We start from the raw sequence: 23,552 nt of genomic DNA, 5'->3' as shown, positions 1-23,552 counted from the left end.
ATGTAAAGAAGTGAAAAATTAGATGATAAAGTCTTTTTTGATGTTGGGGCAGTCGAATATGGCAGGCCGTGGATTTTTGAATGAAGTAGATCCTATCTATAATGAAAAAATAAAAATGCTGCGCAATGGACAGTGGCAGATGATGACAGAGCCGATTAATTACGACCGTCCGGTTTCCGGCGTTGGTCTGGCGGCATCTTTTGCAGATGCATGGTCGAAAGCCCATCCCGATGAAGAAATTGGCTTGATCCCTTGTGCGGAAGGTGGCAGTTCATTGAATGACTGGCATCCGGAAGGCATCCTTTTTCAGCATGCTTTGTCCGAAGCCCGCTTCGCCCTCCGATCCAGTCAAATTTGCGGAATCCTTTGGCACCAGGGTGAGAGTGACAGTTATCGTTCGCTGCATGAAACTTATTACGAGAAATTAACCCTTATCATCGAGACGCTAAGAAACGAGTTGAAACTTGATGAGGTACCGTTGATGATTGGAGGGCTTGGTGACTTTCTTGGGAAGATCGGTTTTGGACAGCATGCGACTGAATTTCGACAGGTTAATGAACAATTGCTGCGTTTCGCTAATGAACAACCGAATTGTTATTTTGTTACTGCAGCAGGCTTGACTGCGAATCCTGATGGCATTCATTTAGACGCAGCTTCACAACGCAAATTCGGTTACCGCTATTTCGAGGCTTTTTCGAAAAAGTGCCATATCCTGAAACCTATTTCGGGAGAGGAGCAATCACTGAAAGTGAAGGGCGGCTATTCTAAAACAGAACAGATTTACCTTCATAGTATGGATTTGGCATCGGGCAAAATCACGTACGCGGAATTTGAGGCGCGGATGGCGAAGGTGATGAAACCATAATTCCCTTACTTATCCTTGGCCTGCTCATCCAAAACCCCGGCGCTCATGGCTATGAACTTCTGGCCTTAATGGAAAAACGTCATTACAAATACATTGTTAACTTCACAAAAGGTTCATTTTATTACAATCTGCAGCAACTTGAAGAAAAGTGTTTTATCGAACAGATTCATCAGAAACCCTCAACCAGCGGGCGTGAAATCCGTCACTTTAACGTCACAGAATCGGGAAGGGCAGAATTCGAGAAATTAATGATCAAATACGGCACCAAATCGGAATATGTGAACCTGCAATTTTATGGGGCGTTACTCTTTGCCGATGAATTCGACAAAAATAAATTACTGGATCTGATCCAATCACAAATCGATCAGACTAAAACTCGAATCGAGCTCCTTGATGAATACCTGTCTGTCACTCAAGAAATTCCCGGCACAATCAATTACTTTCGTCGTATGAACGAAAATTCCCGTTCACATCACTTGGTTAATTTAGAATGGTTCGAAAAATTGAAAGCAGAAATAGAATGAACTATTTCATAATAAAAAAATGCAATGTTAAATATATAAGAAGATGAGTTACCTACATATAAAACCTGTGTCGCAGATATCTCGTAACATCATTGACACAGGTTTTATACTCCTTCTTTAATTAAACCAGTAATAGGGTTGTCAACACTTGCCCCCCAACAAGAGCAAGTGAATCTGCTGCGTGTTCTTCTTTTTCAATCCTTCGTATGAATAACCACTTTTTACACCTATTTAGTATTCAAGTAAGTCAACTGATTTTTCTCCTTCTTCCGCTAAACTGCTGCTTTAGTCGAATAAGCAAAAGTGATCTCCCTTAAGGAAGAATACTTGCGAAAAGCCGGATCTGACATCCTCTTATTTTCTTTTTAATATAGAACAATGATAACTTTCTTTCATCTTATGAAACCCAATCAGTTATGAGGTGTTTTCTTTAGCTGTACAAATACAGGTGAATAACTTAATTATTACATATAAGTTATCCTGCAAAACTGTGCACGGAATGTCGGGTAGATACATTTCGCTCCTGTTATTCTTTTGTTAAAGGAGGTCAAATAAATGGATTCGCTTAAAAGGATGAATAGCGCATTAACGTATATTGAAGAAAACCTCACGAACGATATTGATTTCAAAGAAGCAGCAAGGCTTGCTTTCTGCTCTGAATATCATTTTAAAAGGATGTTTTCCTTCCTTGCAGGTATTTCATTATCGGAATATATTCGTCGCAGACGTCTTACTCTTGCAGCTTTTGAACTTAAAGACAGCAGCGTTAAGGTGATTGATCTTGCAATAAAATACGGTTATCACTCACCAGATTCTTTCGCAAGAGCATTTAAACATTTGCATGGCATAAGACCAACAGAAGCTAAACATAATGGCCATTCACTTAAAGCTTATCCGCGAATGACCTTCCAGTTATCAATCAAAGGAGGAAATGAAATGAACTATCGCATTGAAGAAAAAGAGGCATTTCGCATCGTCGGCATAAAAAAAAGAGTCCCTATTTTGTTCAAAGGAGTGAATCCTGACATTGCATCGATGTGGGAAAGTTTAGATGAAGCAGCAATCAATCAACTAAAAGAGCTTTCTAATGTAGCGCCTGCAGGACTCATTAGTGCATCCACGAACTTTTCTGAAGGCCGGACAGAGGAAAACGGAGAGCTTGATCACTATATTGGCGCAGCCACAACGAAACATTGCCCAAATCATCTATCACAGCTTGAAGTCCCTGCTTCAACGTGGGCTGTATTCGAAGCAGTCGGATCATTTCCGAATGCACTGCAGGAAGTATGGGGGCGGATTTATTCCGAATGGTTTCCATCGTCAAATTATGAACAAATTGAAGGTCCAGAAATACTGTGGAATGAGCATAAAGATGTAACATCACCATCTTTTAAAAGTGAAATTTGGATACCCATTTCAAAAAAGTAATATATCTTACAGGAAGGGGGCTCATCCCTTCCTCACTAACCCGATCTGCGGCAATATTGATGCCGCTAAATCTACGAATTGAGTTTTTTAATGAGCAGAGCCGTTCTTACAGAAAATCTAAATTGAGGTGTCCTATTGCGTTTTGATGCTCTGCATCGCGCCTCTTATTTCCCGCTTTAACGTCCGATCCTTTCTGCAATTGCTTCTGCAAAGTCTGACGTTGATGATTGACCGCCAAGATCTCCCGTTTTGATTCCTGCCTTCACGGTTTCCCGAAGTGAGTTTTCTATGCTTCTGTTCGTTTAATTAGAATTCAAATAATCCAAGACACGATCAACTCTTTCATTGACTGAGTAATCTCCTTCAATTTTTAACACTGGACAAGATAAATCTGCCATCCAATGTTCGTGTAAAGCTTTACTTCTAACTTCCATACCAGCATTATCATATAAAGAAGCCCACTCTAAAAATGTTTTTGATTCTTCATATTTACTGCCGCCGGCTAACACTTCGTTTCCATAACGTTGAAATTCCCTATGCCTTAATCTTTCAAGCCGGATATCTTGCGGAATCCATAAGAAGATGACAAGGTCAAATTCACTTTTTAGATCATCGCCCCAGCGGCACACTGCGCCAGAAAGAATCCATTTCTCATTTATTGTTAAGTCTTTTTCAAGCAGCTTTCTTCTTTCAGGAATTTCTCTTTTTTTAGTGAATTTATCTGTCCAATAGTAATCATCAGTATCAAGATGCGTATGAGGCAAATGCTTTGATAATGCAGCACCCAATGTTGAAGTGCCGACTCCAGAGGCTCCCAGTATGTGAATCTTATTTTTCATAGTTCCCCCTCCTTATGAAGCAACGAAACTCCCTGTCCGCTGCACAAGGTTCTGACTATTATTTTAACATAAATCCCCAAAACCTTTGCTTTTCTAGGGGAATCCAGATGCGTGTTAAAACCATACTGCTTACGAACTTCATGGTCATTTTCAAAAAGAATGATTAACTTTCTCTCCGGCCTATTTTAATATCCTCATACACTTTCTCAAAAGTCTCAATTGGCAGCGAAAACTTAGTTGTTTTCTCGTTACGCTCATTGACCACGATCTCAATTTGATTATTTTTTTGTTCAAACTCAATAAGTGCATTCTCCCATTTATCTCTGATTGAAATGATACAATTTCCATTTTTCTTTTCCTTTTTCTTATAAATGTAATTCACCTTAACTCTCCTTTCATTGATCGACAAAAGGTTTCGGAATAAGGAAGCTCCTCAAAAAAAGGATCAAAACTTTTATCAAGTTTGATCCTTTCCCTTTTTAGTCATTTCTCCGCGAACGTTTATAGACATTCAGGGTTACCAGCCAGCTCATAACGATGATTCCTGCAAATAGGATCAGCATATTACTGTACAAATAAGCGGAATGATCAGCGTTAACAGGCAGCAGCCTTTGATCCAGCAAGCGGATCGATAATAAACTGCCTGCAATCGCAATGCCCGTTCCCTCTGATAAAAAGCTCGTAAAATTAAGCAAACTCATTCCGGACCCGGCTTCCTTTTGTTTTAAACTGCCAGACACAATTGTAGATATAACCGTTTTTGTGAAGGAGAGCCCCCCAAAAACAAAAACGATTATAACGGTCATGAGCCAAGGTGTCGCATCTATAAAAAAGGCAGCAATTAAAAAGCTGGAAGACATCAATACAATCCCAATGGTGAGCACATATAAAGAACCTTTCCGATCAACAAGCAATCCTCCAATGTAACCGAAGATGATGACGCTCATCGTCCCGGGGAACATAATCCCGCTTCCAATTGCCGCAGTACTTAAATGGTGAACATCTTTCATCATATAAGGAATCATAGACACAAATCCTGCAGCAGTGCCGAATATCAGGCCTCCGCAAAGGACGCCCATCATAAACAAGACATTTTTCCCCAGTGCAGGGTCAACAAAGGGATCTTGAGTTTTCCTAATATGTTTCACAAATATCAGGAAAGCTAGAATACTGATGGTCAGAAAAGACATTCTATATGACGTTGTAAACAGCAGAAAAAATACGATGCCTGCAGACATTAATATAATCCCCGCCATATCAAAGCGCCCGCTGATTCTTTCTTCCTTTTCAAGCAGTTTTATCAGGAATGGAACGGTAATAACTGTTGCTGTTGGAATAAGCAGCAAATATGACCAGTGAATATAATGAGCGATCATTCCGCCAATAGCTGGTCCGACACCTTCCCCCATTGCCACCAGCGACCCGATCAGACCAAATGCTTTACCCCTGTTTTCTTTCGGAATATAGCGTACGACTGCAACCATTACAAGTGCCGGGAATGCGGCAGCACCAGCTCCTTGAATAAACCGACCTAAAATGAGTATGGGAAAAAAAGAGTGACCAACAAATCCAATGATTGATCCGAAGCCATTGACCATAATCCCAAACAGGAGCAGCTTTTTGATGCCCAGCTGATCTGATAACTTCCCATACAGAGCAGTTCCGATGGAAAAGGTTAGCATAAAGGCCGTGTTCACCCAGTTTGCACTCGCTGGCAGTTTATGAAAATCGTTGGCGATATCAGGTAACGAGACGTTCAAAACCATTTCATTTAATACGCTGAAAAATGACAGAACACAAAGCCAAATGAACACTTGGTTGTGCCGTAAAGTTGATTGTGAATAAGGCGTATTCACAATTTCCCCTCCATTAATGAGGGCAGACGCAGTTTATAGGGCCATTGATACGCTTCCCTCTTTTAATTGTACCCTGTTCATTTTTTTGCACTTCATACTTAACTCCCCCTGCATAGATTGATATATCTTATTATATACAGATTAAGGTATACAACAATAAGGCTCGCAAAAAAAGAAAAATCCTCAATCCGATATTATGAATACATTGCGACACACACCCGCTATATGCTGTTGAAAAATTCGAATAACGCATTGTATCGGCCGCTCCTATGACAAAGTTATTTTTGGCATAAAAATGACAAGCTGAAACGTTAATATCTTGTGTTTCAAGCATGAGACCGCATAAATGATTCTCCTTTGTCCACTCAATCGCTTTATCTAATAAAGCCGTCCCGACACCATTTTTTCTATTTGCAACGTCAATGTCTTTAATCAGTGCGTATCCATTCCAATTAGAACGAAGCTTACTCCGGCCGACACAGTGGTTCTCTGTGTAATTAAAAAGACAACTTTATCCTCTTCTTCAATATAACTGACATCAATTTCTTCATCGTCATATTTTTTGACATAAGGTTCAGCAAATATCTCCTCTGTATATGTCCAAACATTTTTCAAATGAAGGGATGATTTTCCCTGAAACAACGAAAGGTTCGTTTGGTTTATTGAAGTCTTTCATATTGAATCGAGTCATTTTAGTTATCATAATAATCACCTTTCTGCATTTATTCACCTTGCTTTACATCTTTTTAACTGTGATTCGTGGCATTTCATGGATCCCGGTTTAAAACAAAAAAGATACCAACATCGATTGGTATTATCTATTCATTCGAGCTCTTACACCAACATCCTATTCCGGAGCTTCCAACCCAAACTTTGTCCATTCTTCTTTTGCCGGGCCATAAATACCTGGAACAGGTAAACCTGCCTGTCTCATAAGAACGGTCATTTGTCCCCGATGATGACTTTGATGTTGAATTAAAAACAGTAAAAGTGAACCATTTGGTAACTGCTGACCCATAAAGCTGATACGTTCTTCAAGTGTATCGTCAGTCCATTGCGTTTTTAACGCCTGCACGAACGCATTGCTTGCTTGATGATAGCCGTCAGCTATCAACTGGGCCGAAGCGGGAACAGGATAATCTTCAGCCGGGGCGCGAAACGTTAAATCTGTGTTTAATGTAATGATGCGAATAGCAGCAACAGTATGCCAAGCAATACGGCCTAAAGTCCAGTTCTGTGAAGTGATTTCTTGTTTTAGTGATTTATCAGTCAGAGTATTTAATAGTTTCTGTGTCGCATCGGCTTCGAACTCCCAAGATTTCAAAAAATGGTCTAAGGTTTGAAACATAAAAATCCTCCTTTTTTCCATGCGCCTCGCGTTCAATAATCATGCTCCGTTAAGTTAAAACTTTAAACAGACCTGTCTAATGACATTCTTAATAGAATGCCCGATCTGACAATAACATCCAAAACAAGAATCCGACAGATCACTCTATACTTCTTTTTCTTCAATCGATAAAAAGAAGTATAGCTGTTCAAACAGGCTAATAGTTTCGCTTTGCAAAAGTCGATATCGTCTTAGTGATTGAACCGGAGATAAAACAGCTCCCCGTCATCATAGCCACCCAAATCAAAAATGTCGGCTCGGCACCTATTACAATAAACATAAATATCAAGGACAAAATGAAAACAATAACAACCATCATCCATACTTTTTTGAAGATGAAATATCCTAAAATCCCCAACAGAAAAGAAGCTGCCGGAAGAATGATGAGAATGATATACGCAGGACTCAACAGCGGACTCATACAAACACCTCCTCATGATTTCAAAACGGGGAATTTCCTGTTTTGTTCAGCGCTTTGTCTAATATCAAGTGATATGAAGTAATTTTCTCCATCTCACCATTACGTTCTATTCCATTTATTACATATTACACCAATATACTCAATCATATATAGATATTTATTATTGCAGAAAAAAAGCAGCCTTCGGATAGTCTGCTTTTTTTCGTCCCCTAGTAAGTCCTGCCGCACCGACTTCAGCACACGCGATTTACCCATGTGATGTCTTCATGTTCTGTTCCTGCAGCGCTAATATTCTCATAATCGTATGCATGACGCCGCTTTCCTCATTTGATTTAATGACAAAATGCGCCGCATCTTTTATTTCGTCAATGGCGTTTTTGACCGCAAAGCTGTAGGATGCCGCTTCCATCAATTCTTTGTCATTGCGTCCGTCTCCGAACGCCATTGTTTCATCAGGCGAAACCCCTAACAATCGCTGCAGTTCCTTTACGGTTGTTCCTTTGTGTATTCCGATATTTGAAATGTCCATCCAGGTGTCTTCTGATGCTACGATATATAATTGATGAAAAAATTCATGCAGCTTTTCTTTCGTTTCCTGGCAGTTGGGTCGGGGTCATGAATCGTAATCTTGATAAAGTCGTCTTTTATCTCAGTGAAATCAGCTATTTTCGTTACATGAGCATAAGAGGCATTCACGAATTTCATTTCACTTTCAGACAGGTTCTCTTTCACCATCGCGCCTTTTTTGGTGCACGCAATAATGCTGTGCCCGCAGCTGATTTTTTCCAAAACCTTTATAATTGACAGTCCCGCTGCATTCCTGATCAAAGATTCATATACGAATTTGCCGTTCTTTTTCATACGCGTGGCACTGTCTCCTAAAATCCAAAAATCTTTCGCATCTTCTCCGAATAAAGCCTCCACCCTTTCACACTGCTTTCCGGTACAGAGGGCGAAAGCGACATGCTGTTCCGCCATTACTCGTTTAGTCTCTTCAAATAATGTTCGGTCAAAATCGCCTTGATTATTTAAAAATGTGCCGTCTAAATCCGTAATCACTAATTTAATCATCGTTCAGCACCTCCGCAGTTAAAACGTCTATTTCAGACAAACGGTTTTTCATCTTTGAGAATGGCATCAATCGCGTTTAAGACCCCTTCTTCATTGTTTGATTGCGTGATATGCACGGCTGCCTGCTTAATGCTTTCATGCGCATTGTCCATGGCGACTCCGTATTTCACGGCGGACACCATCTCCAAATCATTCCCGCTGTCTCCGAAGGCCGCGCATTCTTCCTCATTTATCCCCCATTGTTTCTGGAGAAGCTTCATCCCGCTTGCTTTATGAAGCCCCGGCATGATCAGATCTATGTCACCGTGCCCGCTTGATACAGGCGTGACGAAAGTTCCGATGGCGTTTTTCAAATGGCTCAGTAGTGCGGAACAATGTTCGGCGGGAAAGCTGATGGAAAATTTAAAAATGTCATCATCGATGTTTTCAAAATGCGGCACCCTTTTTAACACATGATAATACTTACCGGCATGCAGATATTCATCTTCACCGGCATTTTCATGAATATACGCGCTTTTTTTTCCGCAGACAATGACGTTTTTCACATCATACCGCTTTAAAGCATCGAATACCGCTTGTATTGTATCTTCAGACATTTTACCCGCGAATAATTCTTCTCCGGCATTCACGACAAAAGCGCCATTCTCAGCAACGAAAGCGATTTCACTTTCGATTTCCGGAAAGAAAGATTTCAGCTGGGCATATTGGTTGCCGCTTGCTACGGCAAATTTAATTCCCCGCGCTTTTAATTCACGATACTGGTTCATAAAACGCTCTTTGTTATATGCCATTTCATCATTCAGAAACGTCCCGTCCATATCAACGGCTATCAGCTTAACACCCATATTGTCCTCCTTTTTTCAGACCCTTGAAGAAATGATTCGAATAGCGTATGAACGAATTATAGCCGCAGTTTATTCGTCCCGTAAATCATTGGGTGAAGTCTTGTTCTGAATGACACAATAAGTGATTTGTCACGTAAATATAACGCTATGTTTCTTTTAAAATGATATGTTACGATTAGATGTACATTCACCATTCTCATGAAAAGGAGAATCCCCCTGCATGTTCACACACGAGATGATTGCTTCATTTAACGAGCTTGAAACTTCTTTATACAACTACATCTCTCAAAACAACGAGAAAGTCGTCTATATGCGGATCCGTGAGCTGGCAGATGAAACCCATGTATCTACGGCTTCTATTTTACGTTTCTGCAAAAAAATAAACTGTGAAGGGTTTTCGGAATTTAAGGTCAAGCTGAAAATGTATGCGGAGGCAAATAAAAAAACAAATGTAAAGAGCCCCCATCATTCCGTTGCCGAATTTTTTGAGAGAACAATGAGCGGGGGCATGGAAGAAAAGCTGAAGAAAGCCGCAGCCCTTGCGGCGGATGCAGAAAGCGTCATTTTTATCGGAGTGGGAAGTTCGGGAATTCTTGCCGAATACGGAGCCAGATATTTTTCATGCTTAGGGAAACTCTCCATGTACATTAAAGATCCTTACTTTCCGGTCCATTCCCATTTCCGCCAAAACAGCATAACAATCGCTCTGTCGGTTTCAGGTGAAGGCCGCTCTACGGTCACTCATCTGAATCAGCTGAAACAAGAAGGCAGCCGGGTCATCAGTATTACAAACCATAAACACTCGACCATCGCCAAAATGTCCGATGTAAATCTTTCATATTACGTGACGGAAGAATGGGTTGAAAATGCGAATATCACCACCCAAATCCCCGCCATGTACATACTTGAATCCATGGCACGCGAAGTATACAAGCTGAGAAAATAAACATTCATGCAAAATACCCCCCAGCAAGAGAACTGGGGGGCAGGAAAATCGATATGTTAAACAGCTTAGGCTGAACCAGAAACTTTAAACAGCCGAACAGCGGTTTTTCGTCCCGGAATTGGCTTCTTCTCTATTCGTTACAGCCAAAATGTTTCTCCGAGCGCTAATGCTTTCAGTTTTTCCGGAGGTAATGCAAGACGGTCCCATTCGCTGTGCAGTCTGCTTAATGCTTCCGGGCCTGTATCATCAGCAAGCCGGAATGCTCCGTAATGCATGGGAATGAAGCTGTCAGCCTTCAGCTCCAAAAACGCTTTCACGGCATCTTCCGGATTGATATGTGACACTTTCATAAACCATTCCGGTTCGTACGCGCCTATCGGCATCAGAGCCGCCTTAATATGAAACCTTTCTCCGATTTCTTTGAAGCCTTCAAAATAGCCTGTATCTCCTGCAAAATAGATGGATTCACCGTTTTCGCTTTCTATGACCCAGCCTCCCCAGTGAGAGGTATCGGTATCCCAAAGCGTTCTCCGTGTCCAGTGCTGGGCAGGCACAAATGATATGTTCACTCCCCGCATCTCGAAACGATCCCACCAATTCATTTCAAACACCTTTTTGCAGCCTTTTTTGATGAACAGCTTTTTCAGTCCCGCAGGCACGTAAAAATCCGGGTTTCCTCTCAGTTGTTTTATACTCGGAAAATCAAGATGGTCATAATGCCCGTGTGAAATGAGCACGGCATCAATCTCAGGCAGTTCGCTCAATTCGTATCCGGGATCTGTCAGCCGTTTTTGAAAGCCCATCCGCCGCGCCCATACAGGGTCGGTGATCATGTTAAGCCCTTGTATTTGGATCAGAAATGAAGAATGGCCGATCCATGTAATAGCCGTTTTTGTCCGATTGACGGCAACATCATGAACATCCCTGCCGGCCGCTTTCGGAATGTTCTCGCTTAAGTCTTTACTTTTCTCTCGTCGTTCCTTCATCCATTTCCACATGTCCCTGAATCCATGTTCATTCTTCACGCCATTCAAGTTTTCGTATCTTTTTCTCATGATCATTCTCCCTTGAAACGTGTATTTCGTTCGATTCATCGGACATTTATACAATGTCTGTAAAGGATGCCCGGCTTGCTGCGGCTAAATCTTGAGGCGCTAATTTCACCTGCAATCCGATTTTCCCCGCACTGACAATCATAAACTCCAGTGTTTCAGCGGATTTATCAATAAAAGTCGGAAACCATTTTTTCATGCCGATCGGAGAACAGCCTCCGCGCATATAGCCAGTGATTCTCAAAAGGTCCTTCATGGCAATCATTTCTATTTTCTTCTCACCTGCTGACTTTGCAGCCTTTTTCAGATTCAGTTCCTTTGCAACGGGAACAACAAAAACGTAATAACGCTCTGTCCCTGCCGATGTTACTAACGTTTTATAGACATTTTCGGCGGGATATCCGATTTTCTCCGAAACGGAAAGGCCGTCTGCAGGCTGTCCCCCATCTGTTTTGTAACTTAATAGCTCATAGGAAATATTTTGCTGTTCAATGATACGGACGGCATTTGTTTTAACTGTTTTTTTCGCCATGACGCTCCTCCGTTACCTGTATTTCTTTCTGTTTTATATGATCTATTTTAGCCGCTGCAATGAAGCTGTCAATTTGATGATGAAGGTTCATTTTTTGCTTCTCTCCTTCCTTCATAACCTATACGCATTAATTCCATAGTTATTATAAATTAGACACATTGAAATGAAAAGCGTACGATACATATAAAAGCAACAGTGAGAAAAGAGGGACATTCATGACGTTTATTCAGCCTCATACAAAGGCGTACAGAAAGGCCAGCTTGGCTCTGTTTATCAGCGGCTTTGTGACATTTGCCACGCTTTACACGACACAGCCGCTTTTGCCTTTGTTTTCGGAAGAGTTTCATATTTCCGCTGCGGCTGCCAGCTTAACTTTATCCATCTCAACAGCCGTTTTGGCATTTTCATTATTGGCCGCCGCTTCGTTATCTGACGGATTCGGCAGAAAAAAATTGATGGTGCTGTCGTTAACAGCCACTTCTGTTTTAGGCCTATTAACAGCGTTCAGTCCGGCTTTTGCGGCGCTTTTGGCGATGAGAGGTCTGCTCGGTATTTTTCTGGCAGGCGTTCCGGCTGTCGCTATGACATATGTCGGCGAGGAGTTTGATCCGAAGGGCCTCGGGAAAATGATGGGCCTGTATATCAGCGGCACAAGCATCGGGGGAATGAGCGGGAGGCTGTTAACTGGGCTTCTGACCGATTTATTCGGCTGGCGGCCGGCGCTTGCCATCATCGGCATTCTTTCTATAATATTAAGCTATTTGTTTTGGCGTTTTCTTCCGGCTCCGCGCCACTCATCTCAGCGGCATGCGGGCGTAAAAGCGGCATTTAAAGAATATGGAGCGGTCATACACCGCAAGCGGCTGCTTTTGTTAATATCTCTGGGATTTATATTAATGGGGAGTTTTGTCACCTTATATAACTATATCGGTTTTCATTTAATGGCTGCTCCTTATCATTTGTCGCAGACTGTGATCGGCTTTATTTTTATCGTCTATCTCGCGGGAACGTTCAGCTCTGTCTATATGGGGAAAAAAGCGGACCTTTTCGGAAGCTCAAAAATGATTAAGATTGCGATTTTGATTATGCTGGCCGGTGCAGCGGTGACACTTTTGCCCCAGCTTGTCCTTAAAATTGCGGGCATTGCCGTGTTTACCTTCGGCTTCTTCGGCGCACATTCAATTGCAAGCGCCTGGGTCGGCCGGGCAGCCGGTGATCATCGCGCGCAAGCTTCTTCATTATATCTGCTTGCATATTATATCGGTTCAAGTGCGGCTGGATCTTGCGGCGGTTTCTTTTGGACGCATTTTCATTGGATCGGCATCATTTCTTTTATTTCGGTTTTGCTGGTATTGTCTTATCCGGTTTTATTTATGGCGGAATTCAAAAAAAGAAAACATAACCGCCTGCATATAAATCAATAAAAATATTAAAGGTTTGTGTCTTTTGTCCGATAATAAAAATAAGGCCGGCACGATACTCCCTATAACTATTCCTTTTGATTCAGTAGATTTCAAATATCGTGCCGGCTTTCTTCAATTAAATAACAATCTTCATTTGCCTCACGCTTCTGTTACACACCTGCCCAAACATCTTTCGCATATCTTCCTTCCGCTTGCAGCTGTTCAAGCCAATTCAAGGAAACTTTTGAATCAGTGTTATGCACCTTTTCATACGCCTGAAGCAGTACGTTTTCCACAGCCGGAGCCATTTTGCTTCCGTCACCGCATATATAGAGATGGCCGCCTTGGCCAAGAAGCGCAATAATCTGTGCAGCCTCGCGAAGCAGGACATCCTGTACATATACTTTACAATCCTGATCTAACCTGGAATACGCCCGATGCACGGTAACAAGGCCGTTTTTCTCCGCCTGGTCGAATTCATCTTTGTACAGATCGTCTTCTTCAGGATGCCTGCAGCCGAAGTATAAATGAGCTTCGCCCAGGCTGTGACCGGACATTTTTTCGGCAGCCCGCGCCTGGATAAACCCCCTGAACGGCGCAATTCCGGTGCCCGCCCCGACCATAATGAGAGGTGTTTTCGTATTTTCAGGCAGTGAAAAACCGGACTGCGGTGAGCGGATGAAACATGCGGCATGATCGCCATTCTGTAATCCGGCTAAATAGTTCGAAGCCACGCCCCGGTATTCTCCCCGGCCGCTCCACGCCGGAGCAGTCACAACGCCGACTGTGATACTGAGCTCTCCGCTTTTTGCCTTCGGTGAGCTTGAGATTGAATAATAGCGCGCCTTCAATGACGGCAGAAGTTCTAAAAAGCGTGCAAACGGCAGTTCACAAGCCGGATATTCTTCCAGCAGATCCAGCATGGTCATTCGTTTTTTCAGCACGTTTTCTTTATATGCCGCGTCATCAGAATAAAGATGCTCCAATTCTTTTTGGTGCGGCGGGCATACGGCATGAGCCGCGAGTTCGCGAAGCTGGGCTCTCGTTGCCGGTTCCTGCAGTTCTACATATGACGCCAAAATCTCCGGCGCATTAACTGCCCGGTCCATTGGGAGATGAGGCAACTGCCGCCCCTTGATCTTAAAGGGCTGATTCGGATCAAGACCGAACCGGCGAATAACACGGCTGATCAGTTTCCCGCTGTTTTGCGGAAGCACCCCAAGATGGTCTCCTTCCTGATAAGTTTCTGATTCCGGAAGACGCAGCTCAATATGCCGGACTGAGCGCTTGCTGCTTTCGGTATGAAGCTCTTTGTTTGTAATCACTTCCGCCTCAAATGCTTTATACGTTTTGGCAATCGGCGTTTCAGCTGCTTCACTTACGTATTCTATTGATAACTGTGATTTATTCTGCTGTTTTGGAGCGGCTTCTATATGAAAAGCCTTGATGATGTCCTGCCAGAATGAGTCTTCCCAAGCTTCCTGACTGTACTCAAAATCATCGGCATTGTCGCCCTCTCCGAGAGAGGTCAGCCGTGCTGCCCCTTTTTCTTCAAGCACTTTGTCTATAAGGCGTGGGATCCTCTGGTAAGTGGCGGCCCAGTTGCGGTCTCCACAGCCGAAAACGGCGTAAGAAACACCCTTTAATTCCTGGTCTTCAAGGGTTTCCATCCATTTCACAAAACCCGCCGCATTATCAGGCGGCGCTCCGTTGTAAGAAGCCGTAACAATAACGACAGCGCCTTTTACAGGCAATTTCCCGGCATAATCATCGAGCGGGCCGGTTTCAGTTGAAAAACCTTTGCTTCTGCCGATGTCAGCCAGCTCTTCCGCGATCCCTTCCGCAGTTCCTAAATTTGATCCGTAAAGAATGAGAAGCGGAGTTCCGTGGGACGGTATTTCTTCCGTTTCTTCTTTGTGACCGCTGTTTTCAGCTTTATGGTTCTGTGCGGGCTGCTGATTGGACACGTCCTTGTTTTTCACACGGATTTTAAAATCACCAGGCTTAATGGTTAAAGCTTCTTTAATCGTAAGCTCATAATCCGTGTGATCAATCAGTTCAAAGTGTTTAAGGACAAGCCCGAGCACCATTGTCGCTTCCTGAAGGGCAAACTGCATCCCGATGCATGCGCGCTGTCCGTTTCCGAACGGCTTATACGCATCGGCCGGAATTGCCGCGGGATCACTGAACCTTTCCGGGCGGAATAACTCGGCATCTTCTCCCCACGCACTTTTATCCCGGTGCAGCTGCGGAGTCAGAATCGTCACCGGCTGTCCTTTCTCAATCGGATATTTTCCGCCGAGAACCGTATCTTCCTTCGCGTACAGGGAAAATGCCGGGGCAGTCGGATAAAGCCGCAATGTTTCGTTTAACACCATGCGGATATATGTCAGCTGCTGAATCTGCTTATATTCAGGTGTCTCTCCCGTCAGCACCCGTTCGGCTTCCTCAACGGCTTTTTCCAATTTATCTTTATTTTTCAGCAGGCAGTAAATCGCGAATGAAAGCAGTCCGCTTGTGGTTTCATGCCCGGCGATCAAAAAAGTAATGATTTGATAGCGGATATTTTCATCATCCAGCCTTTCACCCGTTACAGGATCTTTCGCTTCAAGCATCAATGATAAAAGGTCAGACAGATTCTCATCCGGATTTTCCCTCCGCTCAGCAATAATCCGGTCTACGAGTTCATTCATCACTTCAATATCCTGCTGGAACTGATGTCTCGTTTTGATCATCAGCTTGTCCTGCAGGCTGTGTCTTTGTGATTGGCGCATTGCCTCCTGCAGCGCACGAAGCATGCTCGTGATAAAAGGATGCTGTGTATCGCGGTAAAAGCTGTTAAAGCGGTAATGAAATCCGCACAGACCGATTGTATCCAGCGTCAGGCGCGTCATATCTTCAGCGACGTCAATTTCTTCGTTCGGATTTAATCTGCTCCACTTCTGCACGAGCTGCATGGCAATATCAAGCATCATTGAGTGATAGCCTTTCATTGCTTTCTGGCTGAAACTCGGCAGTAAAATCCGATGCGCTTTCTGCCAATTCTTTTCGTTTGTCCAGCTCGTAAATAATCCGTCACCGCCAAATTCACGGACTTTGAGCAAGGCTTTGCTGAGGTTTTTGTCAAATCGCTTTTCATCACAGACTTCTGCCGCAAGTTCACGGCCTGATACGAAAACCCCGACAGAGCTCGGAAATTCAAAACGAAAGATCGGGCCGTATTCTTCTGCAATTTTCCAAAGCGATTGTGAAAGTTTTTCTTTTTCCAGGTGAGGGAGATTTTTCAGTGGTCCGTATGTTTTCGGCTGCGGTATAGCGTTTAGCTGTTTCATATTGATCTTCCTTCCTTCTGCGAATAATTAATGAGTTCGGATGGCGTCCCAAGAGCATTGCTCCAATTCTTTCAGAAACGGTTTTGTGATCTCAACGCTTCCCGTCCGGACAAGCTGATAGAGTTTGAGATATGCCCCTAGCAAAATCGCCATCAGCACATCGGACGGCAGATTCCGGAGCACGCCTTCAGACTTGCCGCGCTGAAAAAAGACGTCAAGCATCTGTGTGATTTCATCAAGAAGCTTACGGCTCGTTTCATTCAGAAAGTAGGCGTCCTTATTCGTTTCAAGAAAAAACAATGCATACTCGCTTTCCTTCGTAAAATCAATCAGGCAGTAAAAAAGGTGATGGAACCCTTCTCTTACAGATATTTTCGAAAAATCAGTTTTGACTTTTTTCATAAAACGCTGCGCACTTTCCTGATACAGCACATTAACAAGCGTTTCTTTACTGTCAAAGTAACGGTAAATTGTGCCGGTTCCGACATCCGCCTGAGCAGCAATCATCGGAATCGTCGTTGCGTCAAATCCTCTCTCTGTAAACAAAGTAAGCGACGCTTTCATAATGAGTTCAACTTTGTTTGAAGCTGTCATCTAATCCCCCTTTTAAAATGTGCGGAATGAATATTCATTCCGTTTGTTCAAAAATAATGTACGGTCATCTGATCATTATTGTATAAGAAAAAAACTTTTTTTAATATAAAACATGTGTGAAATAGCCAAAAATAAGGAAATATGCCCAAATTATAAAAAAGAGCTGCCATGACTTAAGCAGCTCTTTTATTTCCCAAGAAATATTCTATTTAATGGCAGTAATAAAATGGAATGAATCTCTGCTGACAACTGAAATGTCTCTGAAATGCTGATCACGCAGCACCTGAATTACATCATTTTCGCTCATTCGTGAAGGCTTCAAAACCATATAAAAGGACCCGTCAATTTGAAGCACGCGGTACACTTCTTTACATGCTGTCCGGTAATCACTGACCGTTTCAGCAGTATGTAACGAGAAGACTTTATGAAAGCTGCGGTCGTCGAACGGAATGCTTTCAGGCCGCCCATGCTGAATGTTTCCGAGTCCGGCCTTTATGGCCGAACGGTTTGCGCGCTGTGTTTTCCGTATTTTACGTTTTGATGTTTCTATACTTTTAAGACTGCCCTTTTCAAGCTGTCCGATGATTTGTTTAAACATTGAGCCGTTTCCGGTTCCGATTTCCAGAATGCGGTCGTATTCCTGTATATCCATCATAATTTGCCGAATGACTGGTTGTGCCGGTTCTGATGTAGCAAAGTATTTCGCGCGCATTCGTTTTAATGCTGAAGATGTATGTTGCAACATTGTATAACACCCGCTTTTCTATTTCTGTGATTTATTATTCAGAAATAATATTACCTCCTATTAGTACGAGGTGCTAATTAGACGCACTTCTCTTCATAAATGTTTCGATTTAATTGAAATTTATATCGTTTTCATAAAAAAAGACGGAAAACGTAGGTTTTCCGTCTGCTCTAGTACCAATAATACGGTGTTATATATCTTGTCTGCCGGGAAAGCGCCGCCATTCTCTGACGGCGATACGGGTTGCCGTAGCCGTGTTTAAATGAATGGGGCATTGACGCATACCCGTGTCCGATAGATGGAATTCTGTTCTGTCCGTCCTGCATGCTATCACCCGCTTACCGATTTATCTTTCTTTACCATGGTATGCAGGCCGTCTGCGCGGTGACAGCAAAATTCCAGCTAAACCTGGTCCTTCTCCATTGTGTAATGATTCAGCAGTTCAATTCTGAACATGATGATCTCCTCCTTTTTCTCCATTTTGGCTCTTTTTGTTCACTCAGTTCATATAAAAATGTTTCATCTGGCGTTCTTTCGCTTCATTGTAAAACTCTTCAACCTGCTGTTCTCGTTCATATTCTTCAGCACTTTTAAAACGCTTTGAAATGGTCAGTGTCAAAAAGAAGAGATTAATGGTCATTATCGCTCACCCCCTTTCAATATCCGCACAGGCGAAAATAACCCGCAGCAAACTTCATATGTGCTGCGGGCAGACTAAATCCGCAGACAAAAGAAGCAGGTGCTTCTTTCCCTGCGGGGAGCTGCGAATGTCCTGATACTCCGAAATTAACGTGCTTAACAGGCAGAGGTTAAGGAAGGACACGAACTCTTCCACAGGCTGAATCGGTTCAATTTTCGGTTTTGCTTGCCGTTTAACGTTGTCATGTGACTCAACCTCCCTTTGCTTTTTTTCTTACTTTGTAAGTATATCCACCGTCTTCCAATTTGTAAACATTATTTTCAAGATTTGGACGGAAAATGTGTTGGAATTCCGCTTCAATTGTCCATGTTTTCCGGCATCTTTCTTACCTCAGGAAACTCTTTTCATCCCTTGTTTATTCTGATCCTTTTTTGAATATGCAATAAAATAAATAAGGCCGACAAACACTGCGCCGCCGATCACATTCCCGATAAAAGCCGGAATGAGATTAAGAATCAGATCTCCCCATGAAAAAGAGCCTGCAAAAATCGCAGCCGGGATGATAAACATATTGGCGACAACGTGCTGAAAACCGATTGCGACAAACGCCATAATCGGAAACCATATACCCGCGATTTTACCGGCTCCGTCCTCTGCCCCGAAAGAAAGCCAGACGGCTAAACAGACAAGCCAGTTGCAGCCGATCGCCGACACAATGACTTTTCCAAACGGCATATCTAATTTGCCTTGTGCGACCGCAATCGTTTTTTCCAAATACGGCCCCGTTTCAGTTAATCCGACAACATGTCCGAAAAAGTAAGCGACAAACAGCGCGCCGACAAGATTCATTAACGTCACGATCATCCAATTTTTCACTAAAGAACCGGCGGATATTCTTCTGGAAAACAGCGCCATGGATACTGACATCATATTTCCCGTAATCAGCTCCGCGCCGGCAAGAACGACAAGCACCAGTCCGACGGGAAACACGGCCGCGCCGATTAAGCTTGACAGGCTGCCCCATTCTTTCGGAAGATCTCCGATGACACGGATATCAAGCAAATAACCGAGTGCGATAAACGCTCCTCCTAAAAATCCTAATACGATCAGCGCTGAAAGCGGTGATTGCACCTTTTTTACCCCTGATTCGACCGCAAGCTCCGCTATTTCGTCCGGTTTACGAAAAGCCATCATTAAACCCCTCCATTATCAATTCATCCGGCAGTTTTCAAAAGGAACTTAATAAAAAAGGCAGCATTCAAACAGCCCGTCTGAAACGGGTTTGAATGCTGCCTAACTTGTATGCATACCCATACAACAATATCAAGCAGAATGAAAATGTTAGCTATAGAACATGTACAGCTCATGCACACATTCCATAAAAAATCGTCCTTAAGCCACTGCTGGCAGTTCATATCATATCAAATGTGACAATTTCGTGTCAATTGAATTTTTTCAGCTTTTGATTTCTTCACGGCGCGCTTCAATTGTTCGGTCAAATACAAATACAGACACCGCAATATTCTCTTCGATCTTGATGTCTGAAAACAGATGCACGAGCTTTGCCCCGATGAGCTCTTCCATTCCTTCAGGCGTTTGTTTTGAATACAGCTCCTGAATTAAGCTGGTCCGCGCCGCGTGAACCATTTCTCTTCCTTCAGGGGTGCGTGCGATAAACTGCTCACTTGCGCTTAAATTGCCGTAAAGCGTAGATACCGCCATGTTATCCACAAAAACGGTGTGAATTCGTTCCGGCCCTTTTCCAAATAATTCTTTGCGTAATTTCCGGATAATATCGTTAAATTCATGAATTTTTTTAGACATATTGTCCCCTCCGATTTCAGCCTATGAAAGACATTCCCGGTTCCCCTTTGTACATTTCACTTGGTTAAAGTTTTCCTTTCGTATTGTATTATAATAAATATCACCTTATAATAAAAGCAGTGAAGATGGATTCGTAATAGGAAACGTGTTATGAGTCTATCGTTTTATACAGATAGGATTGGTCTGTTAGTAAGACTTGCTAGTGAACTATTCCGCCATGCGTATTTATACCGATCTCCGGACAGGAGGCCGGTATCTATGTGCATGGCTTTTTTTCGAGTTTAAAAGATGGAGGGGAATTGGAAGTGACAGACGTTCAGTCTATCCGTGTCACAGTTGACGGCACGGAGTATGAAGCACCAGAGGGGACTAAAATTTTAGATATTTTAAATCAAAACGGAATTGAGATTCCGCAAATATGCCATGTACCGGAAGTGGATCCGATTCAAACATGCGACACCTGTATTGTTGAAGTAAACGGAAAATTGCAGCGCTCTTGTTCCACCGCAGCAGAAAACGGAATGTCAATCTCGCTTACGTCAGGAAGGGTAAAAGAGGCTCAGACAGAGGCCATGGACCGCCTGCTCGAGAATCATCTGCTTTACTGTACAGTCTGCGATAACAATAACGGAAACTGCACGCTGCATAATACAGCGGAAATGATGGGAATTGAGCACCAGAAATATCCGTATACGCCGAAAGACGATTCAAAGTGCGCGGTGGATATGTCTCACCCGTTTTACCGCTATGATCCGAATCAATGTATCGCCTGCGGCCAATGTGTGGAAGTATGCCAAAACCTTCAGGTGAATGAGACCCTTTCCATTGATTGGGAGCGCGACCGCCCGCGGGTCATTTGGGACGAAGGCGTCGCCATTAATGAATCTTCTTGTGTCAGCTGCGGCCAGTGTGTCACTGTCTGCCCTTGTAACGCACTGATGGAAAAATCAATGCTTGGCCAGGCCGGATTTATGACCGGCATCAAAGAAGATGTCATGGAGCCGATGATTGATTTAGTCAAAAATGTGGAACCCGACTATACAAGCATCTTCGCCGTGTCAGAAGTGGAAGCGGCTATGCGCGATAAACGGACGAAAAAAACAAAAACAGTCTGCACGTTCTGCGGTGTCGGATGCTCTTTTGAAGTATGGACAAAAGGACGTGACATCCTGAAAATTCAGCCTGTTTCCGATGCTCCGGTTAATGCGATTTCCACTTGTGTCAAAGGTAAATTCGGCTGGGACTTTGTGAATTCGGAAGAACGGATTACAAAACCGCTCATCCGGAAAAACGGCGCATTTGTTGAATCGTCATGGGAAGAAGCCCTTGACCTTGTCGCTTCAAGACTCGGTTCGATCAAGGCTGAGCACGGCAGCGGTTCTGTCGGTTTTATTTCTTCTTCTAAAATTACGAATGAAGACAACTACGTCATCCAAAAATTAGCGCGCCAAGTATTTGAAACCAACAACGTGGATAACTGCTCACGCTACTGCCAGTCACCGGCAACGGACGGCTTATTCCGCACCGTCGGTATGGGCGGAGACGCCGGCACAATTAAAGATATCGCAAAAGCGGGCCTCGTGCTCATCGTCGGCGCTAATCCGGCGGAAGGACATCCCGTTCTGGCCACACGCGTGAAACGCGCGCATAAGCTGCACGGACAAAAATTAATTGTTGCCGATCTGCGTAGAAATGAAATGGCTGAACGGTCCGACCTCTTTATCAGCCCGAAACAAGGAACTGACCAAGTCTGGCTCATGGCAGTGACGAAATATATGATTGACCAAGGCTGGCACGATCAAGCGTTTATTGATGAGAATGTCAACTACTTTGAAGATTATAAAGAAACGCTGAAAAAGTATACATTAGACTATGCGGAGCGCATTACCGGACTATCTCAGGATACGATCATCCGCATTGCCGAAATGATTCGTGATGCAGACGGCACTTGCGTTCTTTGGGGCATGGGCGTTACTCAAAATACAGGCGGCTCTGATACATCAGCGGCGATTTCCAATCTGCTGCTAGCCACAGGGAACTACCGCCGCCCGGGTGCCGGAGCTTATCCGCTGCGGGGACATAATAACGTTCAAGGCGCTTGCGATATGGGAACTCTCCCGGGCTGGCTTCCGGGATATCAGCATATTACCGATGATGCGGCCCGTGCTAAATTCGAAAAAGCTTACGGTGTCGAGATTGACGGCAAGCCGGGTCTTGATAATATTGAAATGCTCCATGCGATTGAAGAAGGAAAGATGAAGGCGATGTATCTTGTCGGCGAAGACATGGCGCTCGTCGATTCAAACGCCAACCATGTTCATGACATTTTATCCAGCCTTGATTTCTTTGTTGTGCAGGATATTTTCCTTTCAAGAACGGCGCAATACGCGGATGTCATCCTGCCTGCGGTTCCTTCTCTTGAAAAAGACGGAACATTTACAAACACAGAGCGGCGTGTGCAAAGATTGTATCAGGCGCTTCCGACGCTTGGTGATGCAAAACCGGACTGGTGGATTATTCAGGAAGTCGCCAACCGTTTAGGCGCTGATTGGAATTACACGCATCCAAGCGATATTTTCTCAGAAATGGCGAGCCTTTCTCCGCTGTTCGGAAAAGCAAGCTACGACGTTCTTACCGGCTGGAACAGCTTCTTATGGGGAAGCTTTACGGGAGAAAGCACTCCGCTTCTTTATGAAGACGGCTTTAACTTCCCTGACAAAAAAGCCCGTTTTGCCCTGAGCGATTGGGTGGAGCCTGCCGTATTCCCTGAAGAATATGACTTGCACATTAATAACGGGCGGATGCTTGAACATTTCCACGAAGGAAATATGACAAACAAATCGAAAGGCATTCAGTCTAAAGTGCCGGACGTATTTGTTGAAGTATCGCCGGAGCTCGCGGCTGAACGCGGAATTTGCGACGGAACAATGATCCGCCTCGTCTCTCCTTTTGGAGCGGTTAAATTGAACGCGCTTGTAACAGACCGCGTCCGCGCAAATGAGCTTTATCTGCCGATGAACTCTACAGATAAAGATTCGGCGATTAATTTCCTGACCGGGCCAGCGTATGATTCACGGACACATACGCCTGCCTATAAGCAGACAAAAGTCCGCATGGAAGTGCTCGGTTCCTGTGATACTCCGCCGCTTCCGAAAACGAATCCGCGGAACAAAAAACGTCATCCGCAAAATGGTGTGGAAGCTCAGCGAAAATGGAACCGTCCGGGCTATGTGCACTTAACTGATTAA

General features: G+C 43.6%; 22 protein-coding genes and 2 pseudogenes. 6 read left to right on the top strand and 18 right to left on the bottom strand.

The features are described from left to right. Positions 1–22 precede the first annotated feature (22 nt). The 3 genes from ACXN9U_RS02475 (at position 23) to ACXN9U_RS02465 (ending at position 2,817) form a co-directional block, all read left to right on the top strand. Entirely contained in the window at positions 23–865 is an 843-nt protein-coding gene (locus tag ACXN9U_RS02475) for a sialate O-acetylesterase (protein ID WP_060964694.1), read from the top strand. Then, positions 862–1,389 carry a PadR family transcriptional regulator gene (locus tag ACXN9U_RS02470; protein WP_060964693.1) on the top strand — a complete coding sequence of 176 codons (528 nt, stop codon included), beginning with the start codon at positions 862–864 and terminating at the stop codon, positions 1,387–1,389. The genes ACXN9U_RS02475 and ACXN9U_RS02470 overlap by 4 nt, the downstream gene beginning before the upstream one ends. 555 nt (positions 1,390–1,944) lie before the next feature. Beyond that, a complete protein-coding gene (locus ACXN9U_RS02465; protein ID WP_060964692.1) occupies positions 1,945–2,817 on the top strand; it encodes an AraC family transcriptional regulator in 873 nt (290 codons plus the stop codon). A 302-nt stretch (positions 2,818–3,119) separates the two neighbouring features. Here the strand turns inward: ACXN9U_RS02465 and ACXN9U_RS02460 are convergent, their stop codons facing one another. From ACXN9U_RS02460 to ACXN9U_RS02420, 9 genes and pseudogenes are all read right to left on the bottom strand, one after another. Beyond that, positions 3,120–3,656, bottom strand: a complete 537-nt coding sequence (locus ACXN9U_RS02460; RefSeq protein ID WP_060964691.1) for an ATP-binding protein — start codon at positions 3,654–3,656, stop codon at positions 3,120–3,122. 163 nt (positions 3,657–3,819) lie between these two features. Beyond that, positions 3,820–4,038, bottom strand: coding sequence for a hypothetical protein (locus ACXN9U_RS02455; RefSeq protein WP_060964690.1), 219 nt, complete (start codon positions 4,036–4,038; stop codon positions 3,820–3,822). Between the two features lie 97 nt (positions 4,039–4,135). After that, complete coding sequence (tet, locus tag ACXN9U_RS02450) at positions 4,136–5,512, bottom strand: Tet(L)/Tet(K)/Tet(45) family tetracycline efflux MFS transporter (RefSeq protein ID WP_489202134.1); 1,377 nt, start codon at positions 5,510–5,512, stop codon at positions 4,136–4,138. 33 nt (positions 5,513–5,545) lie between these two features. Next, positions 5,546–5,608, bottom strand: a complete 63-nt coding sequence (locus tag ACXN9U_RS02445) for a tetracycline resistance efflux system leader peptide (protein ID WP_134816631.1) — start codon at positions 5,606–5,608, stop codon at positions 5,546–5,548. A 130-nt stretch (positions 5,609–5,738) separates the two neighbouring features. Further along, a pseudogene (locus tag ACXN9U_RS02440) lies at positions 5,739–6,215 on the bottom strand (GNAT family N-acetyltransferase); the annotation flags it as partial. Positions 6,216–6,359: 144 nt separating this feature from the next. Next, positions 6,360–6,860 (bottom strand): DinB family protein, encoded by a 501-nt coding sequence (locus tag ACXN9U_RS02435; RefSeq protein WP_060964688.1) that lies wholly within the window; start codon positions 6,858–6,860, stop codon positions 6,360–6,362. 196 nt (positions 6,861–7,056) lie between these two features. Further along, on the bottom strand, positions 7,057–7,308 hold the full coding sequence (locus ACXN9U_RS02430) for a DUF2651 family protein (protein WP_060965133.1): 252 nt from the start codon (positions 7,306–7,308) through the stop codon (positions 7,057–7,059). A 259-nt stretch (positions 7,309–7,567) separates the two neighbouring features. After that, positions 7,568–8,391 (bottom strand): annotated as a pseudogene (locus ACXN9U_RS02425) (HAD-IIB family hydrolase). A gap of 32 nt (positions 8,392–8,423) precedes the next feature. Then, on the bottom strand, positions 8,424–9,236 hold the full coding sequence (locus tag ACXN9U_RS02420) for a Cof-type HAD-IIB family hydrolase (RefSeq protein ID WP_060964687.1): 813 nt from the start codon (positions 9,234–9,236) through the stop codon (positions 8,424–8,426). A 220-nt stretch (positions 9,237–9,456) separates the two neighbouring features. On the opposite strand from ACXN9U_RS02420, the gene ACXN9U_RS02415 reads away from it, so the two are divergent. Then, entirely contained in the window at positions 9,457–10,182 is a 726-nt protein-coding gene (locus tag ACXN9U_RS02415; RefSeq protein WP_060964686.1) for a MurR/RpiR family transcriptional regulator, read from the top strand. Positions 10,183–10,319: 137 nt separating this feature from the next. On the opposite strand, the gene ACXN9U_RS02410 is transcribed toward ACXN9U_RS02415, so the two are convergent. Next, positions 10,320–11,237: an MBL fold metallo-hydrolase gene (locus ACXN9U_RS02410; protein WP_060964685.1), complete on the bottom strand. Its 918-nt coding sequence runs from the start codon at positions 11,235–11,237 to the stop codon at positions 10,320–10,322. Between the two features lie 46 nt (positions 11,238–11,283). Further along, entirely contained in the window at positions 11,284–11,766 is a 483-nt protein-coding gene (ybaK, locus tag ACXN9U_RS02405) for a Cys-tRNA(Pro) deacylase (RefSeq protein WP_060964684.1), read from the bottom strand. Between the two features lie 215 nt (positions 11,767–11,981). On the opposite strand from ybaK, the gene ACXN9U_RS02400 reads away from it, so the two are divergent. Further along, entirely contained in the window at positions 11,982–13,190 is a 1,209-nt protein-coding gene (locus ACXN9U_RS02400; RefSeq protein WP_060964683.1) for an MFS transporter, read from the top strand. 149 nt (positions 13,191–13,339) lie between these two features. On the opposite strand, the gene ACXN9U_RS02395 is transcribed toward ACXN9U_RS02400, so the two are convergent. The 7 genes from ACXN9U_RS02395 to ACXN9U_RS02365 all read right to left on the bottom strand — a co-directional run bounded on the left by ACXN9U_RS02395 (position 13,340) and on the right by ACXN9U_RS02365 (position 20,304). Continuing rightward, a complete protein-coding gene (locus ACXN9U_RS02395; protein WP_060964682.1) occupies positions 13,340–16,501 on the bottom strand; it encodes a bifunctional cytochrome P450/NADPH--P450 reductase in 3,162 nt (1,053 codons plus the stop codon). A 27-nt stretch (positions 16,502–16,528) separates the two neighbouring features. Continuing rightward, positions 16,529–17,095, bottom strand: a complete 567-nt coding sequence (locus ACXN9U_RS02390) for a TetR/AcrR family transcriptional regulator (protein WP_016938851.1) — start codon at positions 17,093–17,095, stop codon at positions 16,529–16,531. Positions 17,096–17,300: 205 nt separating this feature from the next. Beyond that, positions 17,301–17,840, bottom strand: a complete 540-nt coding sequence (locus ACXN9U_RS02385; RefSeq protein ID WP_045926782.1) for a class I SAM-dependent methyltransferase — start codon at positions 17,838–17,840, stop codon at positions 17,301–17,303. 170 nt (positions 17,841–18,010) lie between these two features. Then, on the bottom strand, positions 18,011–18,166 hold the full coding sequence (locus ACXN9U_RS02380) for a hypothetical protein (protein WP_201025252.1): 156 nt from the start codon (positions 18,164–18,166) through the stop codon (positions 18,011–18,013). Between the two features lie 173 nt (positions 18,167–18,339). Next, the gene (locus ACXN9U_RS02375; protein WP_016938849.1) at positions 18,340–18,480 is read right to left on the bottom strand and encodes a YrzI family small protein; all 141 of its coding nucleotides are present in this window, start codon (positions 18,478–18,480) and stop codon (positions 18,340–18,342) included. Between the two features lie 390 nt (positions 18,481–18,870). Beyond that, complete coding sequence (locus tag ACXN9U_RS02370; protein ID WP_045926805.1) at positions 18,871–19,671, bottom strand: formate/nitrite transporter family protein; 801 nt, start codon at positions 19,669–19,671, stop codon at positions 18,871–18,873. 264 nt (positions 19,672–19,935) lie between these two features. Beyond that, the gene (locus tag ACXN9U_RS02365) at positions 19,936–20,304 is read right to left on the bottom strand and encodes a Na-translocating system protein MpsC family protein (RefSeq protein ID WP_489202133.1); all 369 of its coding nucleotides are present in this window, start codon (positions 20,302–20,304) and stop codon (positions 19,936–19,938) included. A 305-nt stretch (positions 20,305–20,609) separates the two neighbouring features. On the opposite strand from ACXN9U_RS02365, the gene fdhF reads away from it, so the two are divergent. After that, the gene (gene fdhF / locus ACXN9U_RS02360) at positions 20,610–23,552 is read left to right on the top strand and encodes a formate dehydrogenase subunit alpha (protein WP_101605602.1); all 2,943 of its coding nucleotides are present in this window, start codon (positions 20,610–20,612) and stop codon (positions 23,550–23,552) included.

Source organism: Bacillus sp. BACIII (assembly GCF_057836745.1).
The sequence above is the reverse complement of the archived record's forward strand: the minus strand, read 5'-3'. Positions and strand labels throughout refer to the sequence as shown.

Bases quoted from the DNA above. Each gene is read 5' to 3' on its own strand.
- ACXN9U_RS02435 (WP_060964688.1), bottom strand. From the start codon at position 6,860: ATGTTTCAAACCTTAGACCATTTTTTGAAATCTTGGGAGTTCGAAGCC.
- ACXN9U_RS02380 (WP_201025252.1), bottom strand. From the start codon at position 18,166: ATGCAGGACGGACAGAACAGAATTCCATCTATCGGACACGGGTATGCG.
- ACXN9U_RS02365 (WP_489202133.1), bottom strand. From the start codon at position 20,304: ATGTCTAAAAAAATTCATGAATTTAACGATATTATCCGGAAATTACGC.
- ACXN9U_RS02415 (WP_060964686.1), top strand. From the start codon at position 9,457: ATGTTCACACACGAGATGATTGCTTCATTTAACGAGCTTGAAACTTCT.
- ACXN9U_RS02460 (WP_060964691.1), bottom strand. From the start codon at position 3,656: ATGAAAAATAAGATTCACATACTGGGAGCCTCTGGAGTCGGCACTTCA.
- ACXN9U_RS02400 (WP_060964683.1), top strand. From the start codon at position 11,982: ATGACGTTTATTCAGCCTCATACAAAGGCGTACAGAAAGGCCAGCTTG.
- ACXN9U_RS02370 (WP_045926805.1), bottom strand. From the start codon at position 19,671: ATGGCTTTTCGTAAACCGGACGAAATAGCGGAGCTTGCGGTCGAATCA.
- ACXN9U_RS02395 (WP_060964682.1), bottom strand. From the start codon at position 16,501: ATGAAACAGCTAAACGCTATACCGCAGCCGAAAACATACGGACCACTG.
- ACXN9U_RS02375 (WP_016938849.1), bottom strand. From the start codon at position 18,480: ATGACCATTAATCTCTTCTTTTTGACACTGACCATTTCAAAGCGTTTT.
- ACXN9U_RS02465 (WP_060964692.1), top strand. From the start codon at position 1,945: ATGGATTCGCTTAAAAGGATGAATAGCGCATTAACGTATATTGAAGAA.
- ACXN9U_RS02420 (WP_060964687.1), bottom strand. From the start codon at position 9,236: ATGGGTGTTAAGCTGATAGCCGTTGATATGGACGGGACGTTTCTGAAT.
- ACXN9U_RS02410 (WP_060964685.1), bottom strand. From the start codon at position 11,237: ATGAGAAAAAGATACGAAAACTTGAATGGCGTGAAGAATGAACATGGA.
- ACXN9U_RS02390 (WP_016938851.1), bottom strand. From the start codon at position 17,095: ATGACAGCTTCAAACAAAGTTGAACTCATTATGAAAGCGTCGCTTACT.
- ACXN9U_RS02385 (WP_045926782.1), bottom strand. From the start codon at position 17,840: ATGTTGCAACATACATCTTCAGCATTAAAACGAATGCGCGCGAAATAC.
- ACXN9U_RS02475 (WP_060964694.1), top strand. From the start codon at position 23: ATGATAAAGTCTTTTTTGATGTTGGGGCAGTCGAATATGGCAGGCCGT.
- ybaK (WP_060964684.1), bottom strand. From the start codon at position 11,766: ATGGCGAAAAAAACAGTTAAAACAAATGCCGTCCGTATCATTGAACAG.